The following is a 16,281-nucleotide window of genomic DNA, read 5'->3' on the forward strand; positions in this document are numbered from 1 at the left end:
TGCGGGTCCGCGCGCGGGCGCCTGCCGAGGCGCTCCGCGCCCGCGGCACGTCTCCCCGCCGCCCGGCTACGGCTTGCGCCCCCACGCCGAGATCATCGGAGCCGTCGTCAGGTCGAGCGTGCCGGACGTGACGTTCGACAGGTGCCGGTCGATCTCCTGCTCCGTGGCGAGGCCGGAGCCGACGAGCTGGTCGCGGATCTGGCGCATGGTGACGGCTTCCAACGCGGCGCAGGCCGGCGAGGCCAGGGGGAAGTAGGCGTCGGCCTGGACGCGGCCCAGTCCCGCCTCACGCAGGAGGCGAGGGAGGGCCCGGCCGCAGGGGAGGTCGGTGCCGCGTTCGGCGAGGAGCTTGCGGAAGCCCTGGCGCAGCCGGTTGGCGAGCTGCTGTTCGGGGCCGTGCTCGTCGGGGCAGGGCAGGGGCTGGAGGGCGGGGTCGGCGTCCTCGACGAGGAGGCGTCCGCCGGGGCGCAGCGCCCTGACCATGGTCCGCAACGCCCGCTCCCGGTCGGTGACGTGGACCAGGGCCAGCCGGGCGTGCACCAGGTCGAAACCCTCCCCGGGCGGGTCCTGTGCGCCGAGTTCGTGCACCCGCACCTCGACCGGTGGCCGGGCGGCGATGGCGAGCCGTGCGGTGTCGGTGTCGGTCGCCACGACGCGTCCGGTCGGGCCGACCTTCTTGGCGAGCCAGGAGACGACGGTGGTGCCGGCGCCGACCTCCCAGCACCGCCAGCCCGACCCCACGCCGAGGGCGTCGAGGTGCCGGAACGTCGTGGGGTCGAAGAGGGCGGCGAAGGCGCTGAAGTGCTCCACCGCCTCGTGCTTCCGGTCGTCGAGGAGGTGTCCGTCGGTGTGCGTCATGCCGGGATCATCCCATTTGACGCTACTTGTCGTACCGGTCGACGCTCCGGGGCGGAGAACCGTGTGGCACCCGCCGGGCGTCGAAGCGATCGGTGCGCCGGGGCTGTCGCGTCGGGCCCATCGGTGTCGGGGCCGTCGTGTCGAGGCCGTCGTGTCGGGGCCGTCGTGTGGGGCCGTCATGTCAGGACTCACGGCCGCCGCGACCTGGTTTTCCACAGCCGGGAACCAAGCGGAACGAGCCCTGTCCACAGGCCCGCACACCGTTCGCCCGAGGCTGGCAGACTGGCGCGCCAAGGCGCAGGACGGCGCGAGAAGTCCACGCAAGGAGATCCGGATGTCCATGGCAGGGAATCTGCGGAAGGTCACGAGCCTCGGCAGGGTCGGCGGCCTGCGCAAGGTGGCCCGTCTGGCCCGGCGGCGTCCGCGTGTCGACCTGAGTCACCCCGCGCGGTCCCCCCTGGGCTCCTCGGTGGTCAACTGCGTGACGTACCGGGACGGCGTGCGCGTGACCGCGCGCGGCGATCTGGTGGAGACCGTGGAGCGGGTGCGCAAACACCGGGAGGGGTTCGTCTGGCTCGGTCTGCACGAGCCCACGGACGCCGAGTTCGCGGGCATCGCCGAGCTTTTCGACCTTCACCCGCTGGCGGTGGAGGACGCGGTCGAGGCCCACCAGCGTCCGAAGGTGGAGCGGTACGGCGAGACGCTCTTCGCGGTGTTCAAGACGGTCTGCTACGTGGAGCACGAGCAACTCACCGCCACCAGCGAGGTGGTGAACACGGGCGAGATCATGGTGTTCGTCGGGCACGACTTCGTCATCACCGTGCGGCACGGCAGGCACGGCTCACTCGGGCCGTTGCGCGAGGAGCTGGAGTCGCAGCCGGAGCAGCTGGCCAAGGGCCCGTCCGCGGTGCTGCACGCCCTCGCGGATCACGTGGTGGACGACTACCTGAGCGTCACCGACGCGGTGCAACTGGACATCGAACAGGTCGAGACGGACGTGTTCGCGGAGACCGGGGCGCGGGCGGACCCCGGGCGCATCTACCAGCTGAAGCGGGAACTGCTCGAACTGAAGCGGGCGGTGGTGCCGCTCAGCCGGCCGCTGGAGGATCTCGCCACCCGGCCGCTGCGGGCGGTGGACCCCGAGATACAGGCGTACTTCCGCGACGTGGCCGACCACCTGCTGCGGGCGAAGGAGCAGATCGCCGCCTTCGACGAACTGCTCAACTCCATCCTGCAGGCGCACCTCGCACAGGTCACGGTCGCGCAGAACGAGGACATGCGGAAGATCACCGCGTGGGCCGCGATCGTCGCCGTGCCGACGATGGTGTGCGGGGTCTACGGCATGAACTTCGACCACATGCCGGAGCTGCACTGGCGGTACGGCTACGGCATGGTCCTCTCCGTCATATCCGTCGCCTGCCTGGCGCTGTACCGGACCTTCCGGCGCACCGGCTGGCTCTGAACCGGGTCAGGCCGTGGTCCTGGCGTAGACGCTCTCCGCCCAGGAGGCCATCTGGCCGTCCGTCAGGTGCCGGGCCAGGTCGGACTCGCTGATCATGCCGACCAGGCGCTTGTCCTGGATCACGGGGAGCCGGCGGATGCGGTGTTCCTGCATCTCGTGGAGCACCTCGCTGACGTCGGCGTCCGCGTCGATCCAGCGGGGCGTTCCCTTGGCCAGGTCGCCGGCGGTGACGCGGGCGGGGTCGTGCCCCATGGCGACGCAGCCGACGACGATGTCGCGGTCGGTGAGGATGCCGCACAGCCGCTCGTCCTCGTCGCTGATGGGCAGGGCACCGACGTTCAGCTCGCGCATGAGCTGGGCGGCGCGGTCGAGGGTCTCGTGCGCGGGGATCCACTGGGCGCCGCGGTGCATGATGTCTCCGGCGGTGGTCATGGGCTGCCTCCCGGTGCCGGACGGCCGGTGCGGCGCGGGACGCGCCGCGAGTCCCGGCCCTCTATTCTCGCCGCGCCTCGACGGGCCCGCACACGGAGGCCGTCGGCGCACCCGCGCGCTGCAGCTCCGAGGCCCGGGGACGTCTCGCTCGGCCGGTGCCCGCGACACGGCCGCGGTCGGCCGGATCCGCTCAGCCGCCCCACGCGGGGTGCCGTGGGTCGTCCGCCCTCACCAGGACGTCGGCCGTGTGGACCGGGTCGGTCTCCTGCTCGTAGCGCTCGAAGGCCGGGAGGGTCCAGTGCTCGTCCTCGGGTGTACGGCGGCGCAGGGCGCCCGGGGAGAGGAGGACGTGGACGCTGAGATCGAAGGGGAACCAGTGCCGAAGGAGGAAGGGACCGTGCAGCAGCAGGACGCCGCCGGGCGGGAGTTGGACGTAGGGGGTGCGCGTGGCGCGGTCGGTCGCCGGGTCCCACAGGTCGGGCAGGACCCGCCCGTCGCCCTCGGCTTCGAGGGGGCCGAACACCTCGCGCCACAGGGCGCCGGTGTCGTACCAGCCGCCGTAGTAGGCCTCCACGTCCCGGTGGCCGTACTCCAGACGCACGGAAGCGGGGCGCAGGAAGCCCTCCGTGCCGACGACGAGCGAGGGACGGCCGCGTACGCGCAGCGCCTCCCCGACGCGCCGGGCGAGGTCGCCGGGGCGGGCGGCGGGGGCGCCGTCGAAGGCGACACGAGGCCAGGGACTGCCGTCGGCGGGCTTCAGTTCGAGCAGGCGCTCGGCGAGCAGGTTGCCGAGCCGGTCCCAGGTGATCGCTTCGAGTCGCACACGGCCCATGATGCGTCAGGAAGCGACAGGGGAGGCGGCGCGAACATCACTGGCCCCCGCGCGAGCGGGAGGGCTCGAGGGGCGGCCGGGAGGGCGGCGGCCCGGTCCCGCTCCCTGATCGGGCGGGTCTCGTGCCGTGGACGTGGTGGGCACCGCGTCAGAGGGAATGAACTCCTCATGGTCCCCGGCGTGACGCTCCCACCCCTCGGCGGACTGGTCGCCTACCAGCCGCTCGAGCGGCGGTACTGCGCCGAGTGCCGGCGCGGCCCCCTGCCGCTGCTCGCCCTCGAGGAGGGTGCTCCGCGCTGTCTCGACTGCGCCGACCTCGGGCATCTGGTGTTCCTGCCGAGCGGCGACACCGCGCTGACGCGCCGGGCCCGGGAGGAGAGTTCGCTGTCGGCGGTGGTGGTGCGGTTCAACCGCCGCAAGGACCGTTACGAGCGGCAGGGTGTCCTGGTCGAGGAGGCGGCGCTCGCCCGGGCCGAGCAGCGGTGCCTCGCGGACGCCGAGGCCCGGCGTCGGCGCCGCACGCGGGACGCGCGGCGACGGGCGGCCCAGGACGCGTTGTTCGCGCGGGCGTTCGCGGCGGAGATACTGCGGCTGTTCCCCGGGTGCCCGGCCGAGCGGGCCCTGGCCGTCGCCGCGCACGCCTCGGAGCGGGGCAGCGGCCGGGTGGGCCGCAGTGCGGCGGGGCGGGCGTTGTCGGAGGAGGCGGTGACGGCGGCGGTCGTGGCCTCCGTGCGGCATCTCGACACGCCGTACGACCGGCTGCTGATGAGTGGGGTGCCGCGGCAGGAGGCCCGGCGGCGGATCGCCCCGGCGGTGCGGACGGTGTTGCGGAGCTGGTCAGGAGCGGGGCTGGGCTCGGCGGGGTGAGGACGGCCCTCCCGCCCCGGCGTTCGCCGGGACGAAGGACGAGACCACCCGGCCCCTCGGCCACCGGGAAGTCATCGGGTGATGGACGCTCGCGCATGGCTCTGTGCCGCTCGGCCATGGCCCCGGGAGCCGTCAGGCCCTTCACTAATGTGCGGGCGGAGCGGGCGGACGGCATCCGCCCCGACGGGTGGGAGAGGACATGATCGACGGACCGCACGCCGCGCTGACGATGCTGGGAGTGCTGGGAGTGCTGGGGACGGGTCTGGTGGCCGGGGTGTTCTGCGGCTTCTCGACCTTCGTCATGCGGGGTCTCGCGGCCCTTCCACCGGAGCGGGGAGCCGCGGCGATGCAGGCGATCAACAGGGCGGCGGTGCGACCGCCCTTCATGATCGTGTTCCTCGGCACGGCCGTGCTGTGCGCGGTGATCGCCGTCGTGACCCTCGTGCTGCGGCCGGAGCGGGGAGCGGTGGAGGCGCTGGTGGGCAGCGCGCTGTATCTGTTCGGCTCGTTCGGGCTCACCGTGGCGGCGAACGTGCCGCGCAACGACGCGCTGGCCCGCCTCGAACCCGGGTCGCCCCGGGCGGCGGCGTACTGGCCGGTCTACGTGCGCGAGTGGACGCGGTGGAACCACCTGCGCACCCTCGCCTCGGCGGGAGCAACCCTGTCGTACGTGCTGGCCCTGACCTGAGCGCACGCGGCGGCGGGCACCGGGGCGGACGCGGACGTATCGTGGCGAAAGGAGCGCCGCCCGACGACGCACGGCCCGTCACCCGCACACGCAAGGAAGACGGCCATGGCCGATCCCAAGGGTTTCCTGACCACGCCCCGGCAGGACTGGCCGCGCAGGCCGGTGGAGGAACGGGTGCGGGACTGGGACGAGGTGTACGTCCCCGGAGCGCTGCTGCCGATCGTCGGCGGGCAGGCCGGCCGGTGCATGGACTGCGGCATCCCCTTCTGCCACGACGCCTGCCCGCTGGGCAACCTGATCCCGGACTGGAACGACCTGGTGGCGCGGGGGGACTGGCGGGCGGCCGCGGACCGGCTGCACGCGACGAACAACTTCCCCGAGTTCACCGGGCGGTTGTGTCCCGCGCCGTGCGAGGCGGGCTGCGTGCTGGCGATCAACCAGCCGGCCGTCACGATCAAGAACGTCGAGTGCGCGATCGCCGACCGGGCCTGGGAGGAGGGCTTCGCGCCGCCGAGGCCGCCGGAGCGGTTGTCCGGCAGGACGGTGGCGGTGATCGGCTCGGGCCCGACGGGCCTGGCCGCGGCCCAGCAGCTGACCCGGGCCGGGCACACGGTGGCGGTGTACGAGCGCGACGACCGGCTGGGTGGCCTGATGCGGTACGGCATCCCCGAGTTCAAGATGGAGAAGCACCATCTGGAGCGGCGGCTGGAGCAGATGCGGGCCGAGGGGACCAAGTTCCGTACGTCGACCTCGGTGGGGCGGGACATCGGCGCGGACGAGCTCCGGACGCGTTACGACGCCGTGGTCGTCGCCACGGGAGCGACGGCGTGGCGCGAACTGCCCGTCCCGGGAAGGGAACTGACGGGTGTCTGCCAGGCGATGGAGTACCTGCCGCTGTCCAACCGGGTGCGCGAGGGGGACCTGGCGGCGTCCCCGCTGTCGGCGGCCGGACGGCACGTCGTCATCGTGGGCGGTGGTGACACGGGCGCCGACTGCCTGGGCACCGCCGTGCGGGAGGCTGCCGCGTCGGTGACGCAGCTGGACATCTACGCCCTGCCGGAGCGGGAGCGCGACGAGGACGGCGAGCCGTGGCCGACGTACCCGGTGCGGCTCTACCGGCTGTCCGCGGCGCACGAGGAGGCCCGTGACCTGCGCACCGCTCCGCTGGCGGACGCGGACGCCCGGCTGTTCGCGGCGTCCACCCTGCGCTTCGAGGGCGACGGCAGCGGGCGGGTACGCGCGCTGCATCTGGTCGAGGTGGACGCGCGGCGCCGCCCGGTGGACGGCACGGAGCGTTCGCTCCCCGCCGACCTGGTGCTGCTCGCCCTCGGCTTCACCGGCCCGGACCGGCACGACGGCCTCGTCGACCAGCTGGGACTGGAGCTGGAGCCGCGCGGCACGATCGCGCGGGACGCGGAGTTCGCCACCAACGTGCCCGGTGTGTTCGCCGCGGGTGACGCGGCCCGGGGGCAGTCGCTCATCGTCTGGGCGATCGCCGAGGGGCGGGCGGTGGCGGCTGCCGTGGACCGTCATCTGACGGGTGCTTCGGTCCTGCCGGCTCCGATCGGGCCGTACGACCGGCCCATGTCGGTCTGAACCCCCCGCTCCCCCGCCCCCACGGGCCTTGCTCCCCCGCCGGCCCCCGCTCACCGCTCGTCCGTGCCCGCTGCCTTCCTGGTGGCCAGGGCCACCCGGTTCCAGGTGTTGATCGCGCAGATCAGGGCGAGGATCTGGGACAGTTCCCGCTCGTCGAAGTGAGCCGCGGCCTCGTTGTGGACGTCGTCGGGGACGCCCGCGTCGGCCACGCGCGTCACCGCGTCCGTCAGGGCGAGGGCCGCCTGCTCGCGTTCGGTGAAGAAGGGGCGGGCCTCGCGCCACACGGCGACCATGTGCAGCCGGTCCTCGCTCTCGCCGGCCTTGCGGGCGTCGTTGGTGTGCATGTGGAGGCAGTACGCGCAGTGGTTGAGGTGCGAGGCGCGGATCTGGATCAGTTCGACGAGGGCGGGGTCGAGCCCTTCCCGGGCGGCGGCGTCGAACGCGATGAGCGCCCGGAAGGCCTTGGGCGCGTTCTTGGCGAACTCGGGCCGGAGAGTGGCGACTTCGGTGGTGGTCGTGCCGGGTTTCGTCGTCATGCGTTCAGGCTATGGGCCGCAAAGACCGGCTGTAGGGTGCATTCCCGTGATGGATTCATGGGTCAATCGGGCGGAGCCGGTCGGGTCGGACCTGCACCTCGAGCTGACCGGGCCGGGCGGCCGGCGCGCGGCGCTGACCCGTGCGCTGCGGGACGCGGTGCGTGACGGGCGGCTGGCCCCGGGCACGCGGCTGCCGCCGTACCGCTCGCTCGCGGCGGACCTCGGTGTCGCCCGGAACACGGTCGCGGACGCCTACGCCGAGCTGGTCGCCGAGGGCTGGCTGACCGCCCGGCAGGGGTCGGGGACGCGGGTCGCGGAGCGTGCCGAGCCGCTGCGGCCCACCGCGCGCACGCCGAAGAAGGCGCCGCACCGCGCCCAGGGCCCCCGGCACGACCTGCGCCAGGGCAGCCCGGACAGTTCCGCGTTCCCGCGCACCGCCTGGCTCGCCTCCTACCGGCGGGCCCTGCAGCGGGCGCCCGGCGAGGTGTTCGGCCCGGGTGACCCCGCGGGGCGTGCCGAGCTGCGGGAGGCGCTCGCCGAGTACCTGGCACGCGCGCGTGGTGTGCGCACGGAGCCCGGCAGGATCGTGATCTGCTCGGGTTTCGCGCACGCGTTGCGGCTGCTGTTCGGCGGGGGCGTCCTGCGCGGGCCGCTGGCCGTGGAGGCGTACGGGCTCGGGTTCCACCGGGAGGTGCTGGCCGCGGCCGGGGTGCGCACGGTGCCGCTCCCGCTCGACGAGGACGGCGCCCGGGTGGACCGGCTGGGGCGCGAGCGGGCTGTGCTGCTCACGCCGGCGCACCAGTTCCCGACCGGCGGGCCGCTGCACGCCGCGCGCCGGGCCGCCGTGATCGACTGGGCACGCACGCGTGGCGGGCTGGTCCTGGAGGACGACTACGACGGCGAGTTCCGGTACGACCGCAAGCCGGTCGGCGCGGTGCAGGGCCTCGACCCGGAGCGTGTGATCCACCTCGGTTCGGTCAGCAAGAGCCTGTCTCCGGCGGTCCGGCTCGGCTGGATGGTGCTCCCGGAGCGGCTGGTCGACGCCGTCCTGGCGGCGAAGGGGGAGCGCGAGGCGTGGGCTAGTGTCCTGGACCAGCTGTGCCTGGCGGACTTCATCGCGTCGGGCGCCTACGACCGGCATGTCCGGCGGATGCGGCAGCGATACCGCCGCCGCCGGGACCGGCTCGTCGCGGCGCTCGCCGGGCAGGCGCCGCACATCGAGGTCACCGGCGTCGCCGCGGGGCTGCACGCGGTGCTGCGCCTGCCACCCGGGAGCGAGGCGTCCGCCGTCAAGGCGGCCGCGTGGCAGGGCGTCGCCCTCGACGGTCTGGCCGCGTTCCGGCACCCGGAGACGGACATGCCGGCGACCGACGGCCTGGTCGTCGGCTACGCGACGCCTTCCGAACACGCCTACGGAGCGGCCCTGGAGGCACTGTGCGGCGCCCTGCCGCCGCCGTGACCGGTCTACGGGCGGCGTGCAGCCGCCGCCATTCCCGCCCCCGCACGCGCATGCCGCGCCGCCGTGACCCGCCCTTGTGCGGGCACTCCCCCGCCGTGAACAGCTCGTACGCGCACTCCCGCCCCTGTGACCGGGGCGGGGCGGCGTGGCGCCGCCAGCGTGACCGGCGGGCGCGGCGTGCACTGCCGCCGCCATGACCCGCCCGTGCCCGTGCACTGCGATCGCCGTGACCGGCCCGTGCGGCCCGCACGGCCCCCACGCTGTGACGGTGCGTGCGGCGAGCACCGCCGCTGCCGCGACCCGCCCGTGCGGCGTGCACTCCCGTCGCCGTGACCGGCCGGTGCGGCGTGCACCGCTGCCCTCCGTGACCGGTCCGTGCGGCGCGCACCGCCGCCCCGCCGTGACCAGGCCATGCGGCGTGCATCGCCCCTCCATGCCCCGCCCAACCGGCGCGCCCGCCCGCCGCCCCGACGCGGTCGCCCGCGCCCCGGCTACGGCTTGCGCGCCACCGCCCCGTAGCCCGGGATGATCCCGTCGTCCTGCCCGGGCACGGGCTCGCCCAGCTCGGGGTGCCACAGGTGCGGGACCTCGATGCCGGGCTCGACGAGTTCGAGACCGTCGAAGAAGCGGGTGAACTCCTCCCGGCTGCGCAGGGCGAGGGTGACACCGGCGGCGCGCAGCTTCTCGGTGGCGGCCGCGGACTCCTCCGGCGTGAAGTCGGAGGTGGCGTGGGTCATCACCAGGTGGCTGCCGGAGGGCAGCGCGGCGAGCAGCCGGCCGACCAGCTCGTGCGCGCCGTCCTCGTCGGGGACGAAGTGCAGCAGCGCGATCAGCGACAGGGCGACGGGCCGGGTCAGGTCCAGGACCTTCCGGGCGCCCTCCAGGATGGCGTCCGGGTCGCGGACGTCGGCCTGGAGGTACTCGGTCGTCCCCTCGTCCGTGCCGCGCAGCAGCGCCGCCGCGTGCGCGAGGACGATGGGGTCGTTGTCGCAGTAGACGACCCGGGCGTCGGGCGCGACCCGCTGGGCGACCTGGTGGAGGTTCGGCTCGGTCGGTATGCCCGTGCCGATGTCGAGGAACTGGCGCACACCCTTGCCGGCGAGCCAGCGCGTGGCCCGGTGCATGAAGGCGCGGTTGACGCGCGCCATCACCGGCACCCTCGGGTCGAGGGTGAGCATCTGGCGTCCCATCTCCTCGTCGACCGGGTAGTTGTCCTTGCCGCCGAGGTACCAGTCGTACATCCGCGCGGGATGCGGCCTGGTGGTGTCGATCGGCGTGGCCGACGTGGGGTCCTGCCCGGTCATGAGGCACTCCATAAGGCACAGAGGATGGTCAATGCGGCACCGGCTGTTCAGCACGAGAGGGAACAAGAGGGAGCAGAGGACGGGACACGAGAGAGGCGCCGGAGAGGAACACGGACAGCGATGGACCGACCGGGAGCAGAGCCGGTCGCGTCAGGACAGCAGGAAGTCCGCCTCCCCCGCCTTCGCCCCCTCGATGAAGGCCGTCATCTCGGCGGTGGTGTAGATCAGCGCCGGCCCGTCCGGGTCGGTGGACTGGCGGACGGCGATGCGGCCGTCGGCGAGCTTCATCGCCTCCAGGCAGTTCCCCCCGTTCCCCCCGCTCCACGGCTTGTGCCAGCCTTCGCTGCCCAAGTCGCGCGCGGGCATGCCGTTGTAGACGTGTTTGCGCGGCTTGATGCGATCCATTCACAGCTCCTTGCGGAGATCCCGGAGGATCTCCTTCGTGCGATGTGCCGTGGCGGCCTGCGCCGCCATGCGGTCCATGACCTCGAGGTGGGTCGCCACCTCCGGGCGCGCGTCGAGGTAGACGGCGCCGGTCAGGTACTCGCTGTAGACCATGTCCGGCAGTTCGGGCATGGCGAACCGGAACAGCACGAACGGCCCGTAGGTCCCCGGGTGCGGACCACTGGCGAACGGCGCCACCTGCAGCGTCACGTTCGGCAGGTGCGTGGCCTCGAGCAGCCGGTCGATCTGGGCCCGCATCACCTCGGGGCCGCCGACCGGACGCCGCAGGGCGGTCTCGTCCATCACGACCCACAGCCGGGGCGCGTCCTCGCGGGTGAGCAGGTCCTGGCGCTGCATGCGCAGGTCGACGTGGCGCTCGATGTCCTCGGGCCGGGTCTGGCCGATGGCTCCGGAGCGCAGGACGCCGCGCGCGTAGTCCTCGGTCTGCAGCAGCCCGGGGACGAAGTGCGGCTCGTAGCTGCGGATGACGCTGGCCGCGCCCTCCAGGCTCACGTACATCGAGAACCAGCCGGGCAGGATGTCGTGGAAGCGCTGCCACCAGCCGGGCTTGTTGGCCTCCTCGGCCAGCAGGACGAAGGCCTCGGCCTCCTCGTCGGAGATTCCGTAGGCCTTCAGCAGCAGCTGCAGGTACGGGATCTTGAGCGCGACCTCGGCCATCTCCATCCGGCGGACGGTGGCGGGGGCGACGCGCAGGATGCGGGCGGCCTCCTCGCGCTTCATCCCGGCGCGTTCGCGCAGGTCGAGCAGGCGCCGGCCGAGGACGACCTGGCCGACCGTCGGTGCGGACCGCGGTTCGCTCACGCCCCACCTCCACACTGTTGACGAATCGGCCGTTCGAGCACGCTGACAGCCCGGCGGCGCCCTTCGAGAACCCGTCGGAGAGTATGTTCGAACAGGTTTTTCGAACGGATCTTCGACGATCTCAACTGGCGCCGCGCGGGGTGCTGTTGCGAGCAGTGTGCCACGCCGTTCCAGACCGTCACACAGCACTCTGCAATTTTCAGAGTGACACTTGCCAAGTGTTCACGCCGGGGAGATAGTGGCAAGCGTGATTCCGTCCGCGCCCTTAGGAACAGACGCCGCCGCAGGCCTTCCCGGCCTCGGTGCCGGAGCAGACCCCCTCGGGGCCGCTGCCCAGCGCCGGTTCCGCTTCGAGCTGGCCGCACATCCGGGTTCCCCCGCTCAGGCCAGACGCCTGACGCGGGCCCGGCTGACCGGCTGGTCGGTGTGCGAGGACACGTGCGACAGCGCGGCCCTGGTGGTCTCCGAGCTGGTCACCAACGCCATCGTGCACACGGCGAGCACCCACATAGTGTGCGAGCTGCACGACGGCGACGACCTGGTGCGCATAGCCGTGCGTGACGAGGGCTGCGCCCCGGGCCAGCCCCACGCCGCCAGCCGTACCCGGCCCGAGGAGGAGCACGGGAGGGGACTGCTTCTCGTCGACGCCCTCTGTCATGCCTGGGGCGCGCACGAGCACGGCCCGGGACTGCTGGTCTGGGCCGAACTGCCGCGCAAGGCGGACCCCTCCACCGACCCCACCGGGCCGTGGAACGACCTCGGCTGGGGAGAGCCCGGCCACCGGGACGGCCCCGCGGACGCCCCGGGCCGGGACGAACCCGACCGCCACCGCACGGCTCCGCCCCGTGACGAACCGCGCAACGACCTCGGCTGGGGCACCCGCCCCAAGCGGGGCGCCTCCGGCGACCCGGAGGACGGGGAGGGCCCCGACCCCCAGGCGTCGCGCCGCACCTCCGGTGCCCGGGATGTCCCCGCACAGGAGCGCCGCACGGAGCGGGGGCCGGCGTGAGCGCCCCGCGCGGCGGTCCCGTGCTGAGCCTGGACACACTGGTCCGCCTCGGCCGCGGACTGCGCGCGCCGGGCCCGGTCCTGCGGCTGCCCGTGCCGGAGGGCATGACGGCCCCGCTCGGCTGCGACGCGGTCGCGATGCCCGCCCGTCTCGGCCACCGGGTCATGACCCGTCTGCCGCGCGTGGGCTGTGTCTACGCCGACGGGACGCACTGGTGGTGGCTGGTGCCGGCCGACTCCGACCAGGCACTGGAGTGGCCCGCCCCGGCGCAGTACGCCACGGGTGCGGTCGTCCCCGACGCCGGGCGGCTGCCCGAACTGGTCCACCGCCCGGAGGGCACCCTGCCCTACACCCCGCCGATCCCCCTGTACCTGGCGCTGTGCCGCGTGACCGGCACCGCTCCGTCCTGGTCGCGACCGGTCAGCGCGTAGGACCCGCCCGCCGCCCGACACCGCCGGCACCCGGCAGCGTCCGCTACGCCAGACCCGCCCTACATCGCGGCCACCGCCGAGACCCCGCTGCGCCCGTCACGCCCGCTGCCCGGCACCCGCCGGAACCCCGCAGCCTCCGCGGCGCCAGCCACCCCCACCACCCGGCACCGCCGGCACCCCGCAGCGCCCCCTGCGCCAGACAGCCCCGACACCGCCGGCACCCCGCAGCGTCCGCCGAGCCAGACACCCCCTGCCGCCCGACACCGCCGGCACCGCCGAGACCCCGCTGCGCCCGTCACCCCACCACCCGGCACCCGCCGGAACCCCGCAGCCTCCGCTGCGCCGGACACCCCCACCCCCCACCCCCCGCGCCGCCCCGTGCCTCCTGGCATGAGGCCGTGCGCCCGCGCGCCTCCGGCGCCCCGGACTGCGCCCTGCACGGGCCCGCTCGGCCCCCGCGATAGTGACCGTTCACCCGCGCACGAACCTGCGCGGACCCGAGCGGACCACGAACGGGAGGTCGGTCGACGGTGGCGAAGAAGCGGACCGCGCCGGAGGTGTCCGAGTCGGAGCGGCTGCTCTTCGGCGGGCCGCTGCGCTACGACATGGGCTGGAGCCAGCACGCCGACGCGTTCCTCGAGCTGGACTTCCGCGCCATGATCCGGCGGTTGCCGTCCCTGCTGGCGTCCAGCCTCCAGCTCGCCCGGCAGGCCGATCCCGGTGCCGCGCGGACGGTCCTGGCCGCCGAGGCGGGCCGGGGCGTGGCGCAGGCGGTGAGCCTGCTCGCCGTGAACAGCGTGCTGGCCCGGCTGATGGGCGGCGGCCCGGTCGACGAGCGGCTGCGCGGGGCCGCCCCGGCCCTGGTCACGGTCGCCGCCGTGATGCTGGTCGCGGCCCTGCTGCGGGCGGCCAGCACCTACGCCACCGGCCGTCTTGAGCCGAAGGTGGAGCGGGTCGCGACCGAGCGGTACCTGGAACGGGCCGCCGCCGTGGAGCTGTCCGCGATCGAGGACCACGCCTTCCACAAACTGCTGGACACCGCCCAGTACGGCGCCGCCTCCGCCCGCCGGATGATCTCCTACGGGACGCGCGTGATCAACGCGATGATCTCCCTGATCGCGGCGGCGGGTGTGCTGACCGTGCTGCACCCGGCCCTGCTGCCGCTGCTGGTCACGATGACCCTGCCGAGCGCCTGGAGCGCCTTGACCCTGGCCCGGCGGCGCTACGAGTCCTTCCACGCCTGGGTGCAGCACGCCCGGGCGGGCCGGCTGCTGGGCAGCCTGCTCATCGAGCCGGAGGCGGCCCCCGAGATCCGGGTGCACGGGGTGGGCGGCTTCCTGCTGAGGCACTTCCGGGCGATGTCGGAGACGGCCGAGGCCGAGCAGGCCCGGCTGGCCCGGCTCGCCGCCCGGACCGGGCTGTTCGCGGCCGCGTGGACGGGGGTCGCCACCGTGGCGACGTACGCGACGCTCGGCGGGTTGCTGCTGGCCGGGGCGATGGCCCTGTCCGTGGCGGGGACGGCGGTGATCGCGATCCGCACCGGCTCGCAGAGCCTCGACACGCTCGTGATCGAGGTGAACGCGCTGCACGAGGAGGCCCTGTTCGTCGGCGACCTGCACCGGCTGTACGCGGAGGCGGCCGAGCGGGCGATCCCGCAGGGCGGCCGGGCCCTGCCGGAGGAACCCCGCGAGATCCGCTTCGAGAACGTCACGTTCCGCTACCCGGGGGACGCGGCCCGCCCCGCACTGGACGACGTGTCGCTCAGCCTGCCGCTCGGCCGGATCGTCGCCCTGGTCGGGGAGAACGGCTCGGGCAAGACGACGCTGGTGAAGCTGCTGGCAGGGCTGTACACGCCGGACCGGGGCCGGATCCTGTGGGACGACGTGGACGCGGCCACCGCGGACCGGCACCGGTTGGCCGAGCGGATCGCGATGGTGGCGCAGGACTTCAAGCGGTGGCCGTTCACGGCCCGGGTGAACATCGCCCTCGGCCGCACCTCCACCCCGGTGAGCGAGGAGCGGCTGGCGGCGTCGATCGCCGAGGCCGGGGCGGAACCCGTGGTGGCGGACCTGCCCCGCGGGCTGGACACGCTGCTGGCCCGCAACTTCAGCGGCGGGCACGAGCTGTCGGGCGGCCAGTGGCAGCGGCTGGGCATCGCCCGGGCGGCCTACCGCCGGGGCCGCATCCTGATCGTGGACGAGCCGACGGCGGCCCTGGACGCCCGGGCCGAGCTGGAGGTCTTCGAGCGGATCCGCGCCCTGGCCGACAGCGGCCAGACGGTCGTGCTGATCACGCACCGGCTGGCGTCGGTGCGCCACGCCGACCTGGTGCACGTCCTGGACCAGGGCCGGCTGGTGGAGTCCGGCACCCCGGACGAGCTGCTGGCGACGGGCGGGCTCTACGCCGAGCTGTACGCGCTCCAGGCGGAGCAGTTCTCCCCGTCGGCCACGGCGGTGCCACCGGTGAGGAAGGTGCCGGCACCCAAGGCGGGCTGACGCGCCTCAGGCGGTGGCGTCGGCGGCGTCACCCCTGCGGACGATCACCAGGAACATGTCCGTGGCCAGGTCCATCACGACCTCGGCGGGCATGCCCTCCAGACGCCGCGCCTGCGCGAACTCCTCCGCAGGCCAGGAGCCTCGCGGTCCGCCGGCGGGGAAGCGCTCGAGCACTGTTCGCCCGTTCACCCTGCACCTCCATGTAGCGCTGTACTCGTGTAGTTAAACGCCAACCATGGGGTGAACGGCTCGCGAAGTGACGGTTCTGAGACGTTATCGACACGCGTTCACCGTGAAGTGTGAGGAAGTTCTCAGCCGCTTGGCTGATTTGCTCACTGCGGGTGTCAGTCGTCGTACTCGTCGTGATACCGGACGCGCTCGGTTCCCGCCGGCGCTCCGCAGGCCGAGGCGCGTCCCTCGGGCTCCTCCCACTCCTCCTGCCGGCCGAGCGCGGTCAGGTCCAGCAGGCTGGTGGTCGAGCCGAGCCCGTCGAGGCCGCGCTCGTACGTCGAATAGGTGTGGAAGACGCGGTCGCGGTCGCGCAGGAAACAGCTCAGGCCCGGTCGTTCGACCGGCTCGCCCTCGTGCTCCAGGGTCACCTCGAAGTCCCGGTTGAAGTCGCTGCCGTTCGAGGAGTACCAGGGCAGCGTCCAGCCCATCCGCGCCTTGAAGGGAAGGATCTTCGGGTACGGCGCCCGGGACACGACGGCGAAGGACGTACCGCGCGCCTTCAGATGGGCGAGGTGCCCGATCTGGTCCAGGAACGCGGAGCAGCTGCGGCAGCCCGCGTCCCACTCGGGCGCGAACATGAAGTGGTAGACCACGAGCTGGGGCCGGCCCTCGAACAGGTCGAGCAGGGTGGCCTTGCCGTCGCCGCCCTCGAAGACGTACTCCTGAGCGACCTCCACCATGGGCAGTCTGCGCCGCTCGGCGTTGAGCGCGTCCCGCGCGCGGGTCGCGGCCTTCTCCTGGACCAGCAGGTCGGCGCGCGCGGCGCGCCACTGTTCGCGCGAGACGATCTCCGGAAGCGACATGGGCCCTCCTGT

The 16,281-nt window shown here is 73.8% G+C and carries 17 protein-coding genes; 8 read left to right on the forward strand and 9 right to left on the reverse strand.

Annotated features, from left to right (window positions below; all coding sequences use genetic code 11):
- Nucleotides 1-66 precede the first annotated feature (66 nt).
- A complete protein-coding gene (locus ACH4C6_RS30770) occupies nt 67-858 on the reverse strand; it encodes a class I SAM-dependent methyltransferase (RefSeq protein ID WP_398111925.1) in 792 nt (263 codons plus the stop codon).
- 334 nt (nt 859-1,192) lie between these two features.
- Here ACH4C6_RS30770 and ACH4C6_RS30775 point away from each other — a divergent pair, with 334 nt between their 5' ends.
- Complete coding sequence (locus tag ACH4C6_RS30775) at nt 1,193-2,320, forward strand: magnesium and cobalt transport protein CorA (RefSeq protein WP_398111926.1); 1,128 nt, start codon at nt 1,193-1,195, stop codon at nt 2,318-2,320.
- A gap of 6 nt (nt 2,321-2,326) precedes the next feature.
- On the opposite strand, the gene ACH4C6_RS30780 is transcribed toward ACH4C6_RS30775, so the two are convergent.
- Together ACH4C6_RS30780 and ACH4C6_RS30785 are read right to left on the reverse strand one after the other, a co-directional pair.
- On the reverse strand, nt 2,327-2,752 hold the full coding sequence (locus ACH4C6_RS30780) for a CBS domain-containing protein (protein WP_398111927.1): 426 nt from the start codon (nt 2,750-2,752) through the stop codon (nt 2,327-2,329).
- Between the two features lie 190 nt (nt 2,753-2,942).
- Nucleotides 2,943-3,584 (reverse strand): uridine kinase, encoded by a 642-nt coding sequence (locus ACH4C6_RS30785; protein ID WP_398111928.1) that lies wholly within the window; start codon nt 3,582-3,584, stop codon nt 2,943-2,945.
- A gap of 168 nt (nt 3,585-3,752) precedes the next feature.
- Between ACH4C6_RS30785 and ACH4C6_RS30790 the strand changes: the two genes are divergently transcribed.
- The 3 genes from ACH4C6_RS30790 to ACH4C6_RS30800 all read left to right on the forward strand — a co-directional run bounded on the left by ACH4C6_RS30790 (nt 3,753) and on the right by ACH4C6_RS30800 (nt 6,735).
- A complete protein-coding gene (locus ACH4C6_RS30790) occupies nt 3,753-4,451 on the forward strand; it encodes a DUF2293 domain-containing protein (RefSeq protein ID WP_398111929.1) in 699 nt (232 codons plus the stop codon).
- A 199-nt stretch (nt 4,452-4,650) separates the two neighbouring features.
- Nucleotides 4,651-5,139, forward strand: coding sequence for a DUF1772 domain-containing protein (locus ACH4C6_RS30795; protein WP_398111930.1), 489 nt, complete (start codon nt 4,651-4,653; stop codon nt 5,137-5,139).
- 105 nt (nt 5,140-5,244) lie between these two features.
- Nucleotides 5,245-6,735, forward strand: a complete 1,491-nt coding sequence (locus ACH4C6_RS30800; RefSeq protein ID WP_398111931.1) for a glutamate synthase subunit beta — start codon at nt 5,245-5,247, stop codon at nt 6,733-6,735.
- Nucleotides 6,736-6,785: 50 nt separating this feature from the next.
- Here ACH4C6_RS30800 and ACH4C6_RS30805 read toward each other — a convergent pair whose 3' ends face one another.
- Complete coding sequence (locus ACH4C6_RS30805) at nt 6,786-7,271, reverse strand: carboxymuconolactone decarboxylase family protein (protein ID WP_398111932.1); 486 nt, start codon at nt 7,269-7,271, stop codon at nt 6,786-6,788.
- A gap of 46 nt (nt 7,272-7,317) precedes the next feature.
- On the opposite strand from ACH4C6_RS30805, the gene ACH4C6_RS30810 reads away from it, so the two are divergent.
- Nucleotides 7,318-8,730, forward strand: a complete 1,413-nt coding sequence (locus ACH4C6_RS30810; protein ID WP_398111933.1) for a PLP-dependent aminotransferase family protein — start codon at nt 7,318-7,320, stop codon at nt 8,728-8,730.
- A 491-nt stretch (nt 8,731-9,221) separates the two neighbouring features.
- Here ACH4C6_RS30810 and ACH4C6_RS30815 read toward each other — a convergent pair whose 3' ends face one another.
- The 3 genes from ACH4C6_RS30815 to ACH4C6_RS30825 all read right to left on the reverse strand — a co-directional run bounded on the left by ACH4C6_RS30815 (nt 9,222) and on the right by ACH4C6_RS30825 (nt 11,300).
- Entirely contained in the window at nt 9,222-10,034 is an 813-nt protein-coding gene (locus ACH4C6_RS30815; protein ID WP_398111934.1) for an SAM-dependent methyltransferase, read from the reverse strand.
- Nucleotides 10,035-10,184: 150 nt separating this feature from the next.
- Nucleotides 10,185-10,439 carry a DUF397 domain-containing protein gene (locus ACH4C6_RS30820; RefSeq protein ID WP_030246665.1) on the reverse strand — a complete coding sequence of 85 codons (255 nt, stop codon included), beginning with the start codon at nt 10,437-10,439 and terminating at the stop codon, nt 10,185-10,187.
- Complete coding sequence (locus ACH4C6_RS30825) at nt 10,440-11,300, reverse strand: helix-turn-helix transcriptional regulator (RefSeq protein ID WP_398111935.1); 861 nt, start codon at nt 11,298-11,300, stop codon at nt 10,440-10,442.
- A 238-nt stretch (nt 11,301-11,538) separates the two neighbouring features.
- On the opposite strand from ACH4C6_RS30825, the gene ACH4C6_RS30830 reads away from it, so the two are divergent.
- From ACH4C6_RS30830 to ACH4C6_RS30840, 3 genes are all read left to right on the forward strand, one after another.
- Entirely contained in the window at nt 11,539-12,309 is a 771-nt protein-coding gene (locus tag ACH4C6_RS30830; protein ID WP_398111936.1) for an ATP-binding protein, read from the forward strand.
- Complete coding sequence (locus ACH4C6_RS30835) at nt 12,306-12,740, forward strand: hypothetical protein (protein ID WP_398111938.1); 435 nt, start codon at nt 12,306-12,308, stop codon at nt 12,738-12,740. Before ACH4C6_RS30830 ends, ACH4C6_RS30835 begins: the two co-directional genes overlap by 4 nt.
- Nucleotides 12,741-13,345: 605 nt before the next feature.
- Nucleotides 13,346-15,235, forward strand: coding sequence for an ABC transporter ATP-binding protein (locus ACH4C6_RS30840; RefSeq protein ID WP_398112057.1), 1,890 nt, complete (start codon nt 13,346-13,348; stop codon nt 15,233-15,235).
- 6 nt (nt 15,236-15,241) lie between these two features.
- Here the strand turns inward: ACH4C6_RS30840 and ACH4C6_RS30845 are convergent, their stop codons facing one another.
- Entirely contained in the window at nt 15,242-15,424 is a 183-nt protein-coding gene (locus tag ACH4C6_RS30845) for a hypothetical protein (RefSeq protein WP_369196318.1), read from the reverse strand.
- Between the two features lie 155 nt (nt 15,425-15,579).
- On the reverse strand, nt 15,580-16,269 hold the full coding sequence (locus ACH4C6_RS30850) for a DUF899 domain-containing protein (protein WP_398111940.1): 690 nt from the start codon (nt 16,267-16,269) through the stop codon (nt 15,580-15,582).
- Nucleotides 16,270-16,281: the final 12 nt, after the last annotated feature.

It is taken from the genome of Streptomyces sp. NPDC017943 (genome assembly GCF_044328425.1).
Taxonomy (GTDB): Bacteria; Actinomycetota; Actinomycetes; order Streptomycetales; family Streptomycetaceae; genus Streptomyces; species Streptomyces djakartensis_A.

What these genes read in the sequence shown, in the direction of transcription:
- ACH4C6_RS30770 (WP_398111925.1), bottom strand. Translation starts at nt 858, where the DNA reads ATGACGCACACCGACGGACACCTCCTCGACGACCGGAAGCACGAGGCG.
- ACH4C6_RS30775 (WP_398111926.1), top strand. Translation starts at nt 1,193, where the DNA reads ATGTCCATGGCAGGGAATCTGCGGAAGGTCACGAGCCTCGGCAGGGTC.
- ACH4C6_RS30780 (WP_398111927.1), bottom strand. Translation starts at nt 2,752, where the DNA reads ATGACCACCGCCGGAGACATCATGCACCGCGGCGCCCAGTGGATCCCC.
- ACH4C6_RS30785 (WP_398111928.1), bottom strand. Translation starts at nt 3,584, where the DNA reads ATGGGCCGTGTGCGACTCGAAGCGATCACCTGGGACCGGCTCGGCAAC.
- ACH4C6_RS30790 (WP_398111929.1), top strand. Translation starts at nt 3,753, where the DNA reads ATGGTCCCCGGCGTGACGCTCCCACCCCTCGGCGGACTGGTCGCCTAC.
- ACH4C6_RS30795 (WP_398111930.1), top strand. Translation starts at nt 4,651, where the DNA reads ATGATCGACGGACCGCACGCCGCGCTGACGATGCTGGGAGTGCTGGGA.
- ACH4C6_RS30800 (WP_398111931.1), top strand. Translation starts at nt 5,245, where the DNA reads ATGGCCGATCCCAAGGGTTTCCTGACCACGCCCCGGCAGGACTGGCCG.
- ACH4C6_RS30805 (WP_398111932.1), bottom strand. Translation starts at nt 7,271, where the DNA reads ATGACGACGAAACCCGGCACGACCACCACCGAAGTCGCCACTCTCCGG.
- ACH4C6_RS30815 (WP_398111934.1), bottom strand. Translation starts at nt 10,034, where the DNA reads ATGACCGGGCAGGACCCCACGTCGGCCACGCCGATCGACACCACCAGG.
- ACH4C6_RS30820 (WP_030246665.1), bottom strand. Translation starts at nt 10,439, where the DNA reads ATGGATCGCATCAAGCCGCGCAAACACGTCTACAACGGCATGCCCGCG.
- ACH4C6_RS30840 (WP_398112057.1), top strand. Translation starts at nt 13,346, where the DNA reads ATGGGCTGGAGCCAGCACGCCGACGCGTTCCTCGAGCTGGACTTCCGC.
- ACH4C6_RS30850 (WP_398111940.1), bottom strand. Translation starts at nt 16,269, where the DNA reads ATGTCGCTTCCGGAGATCGTCTCGCGCGAACAGTGGCGCGCCGCGCGC.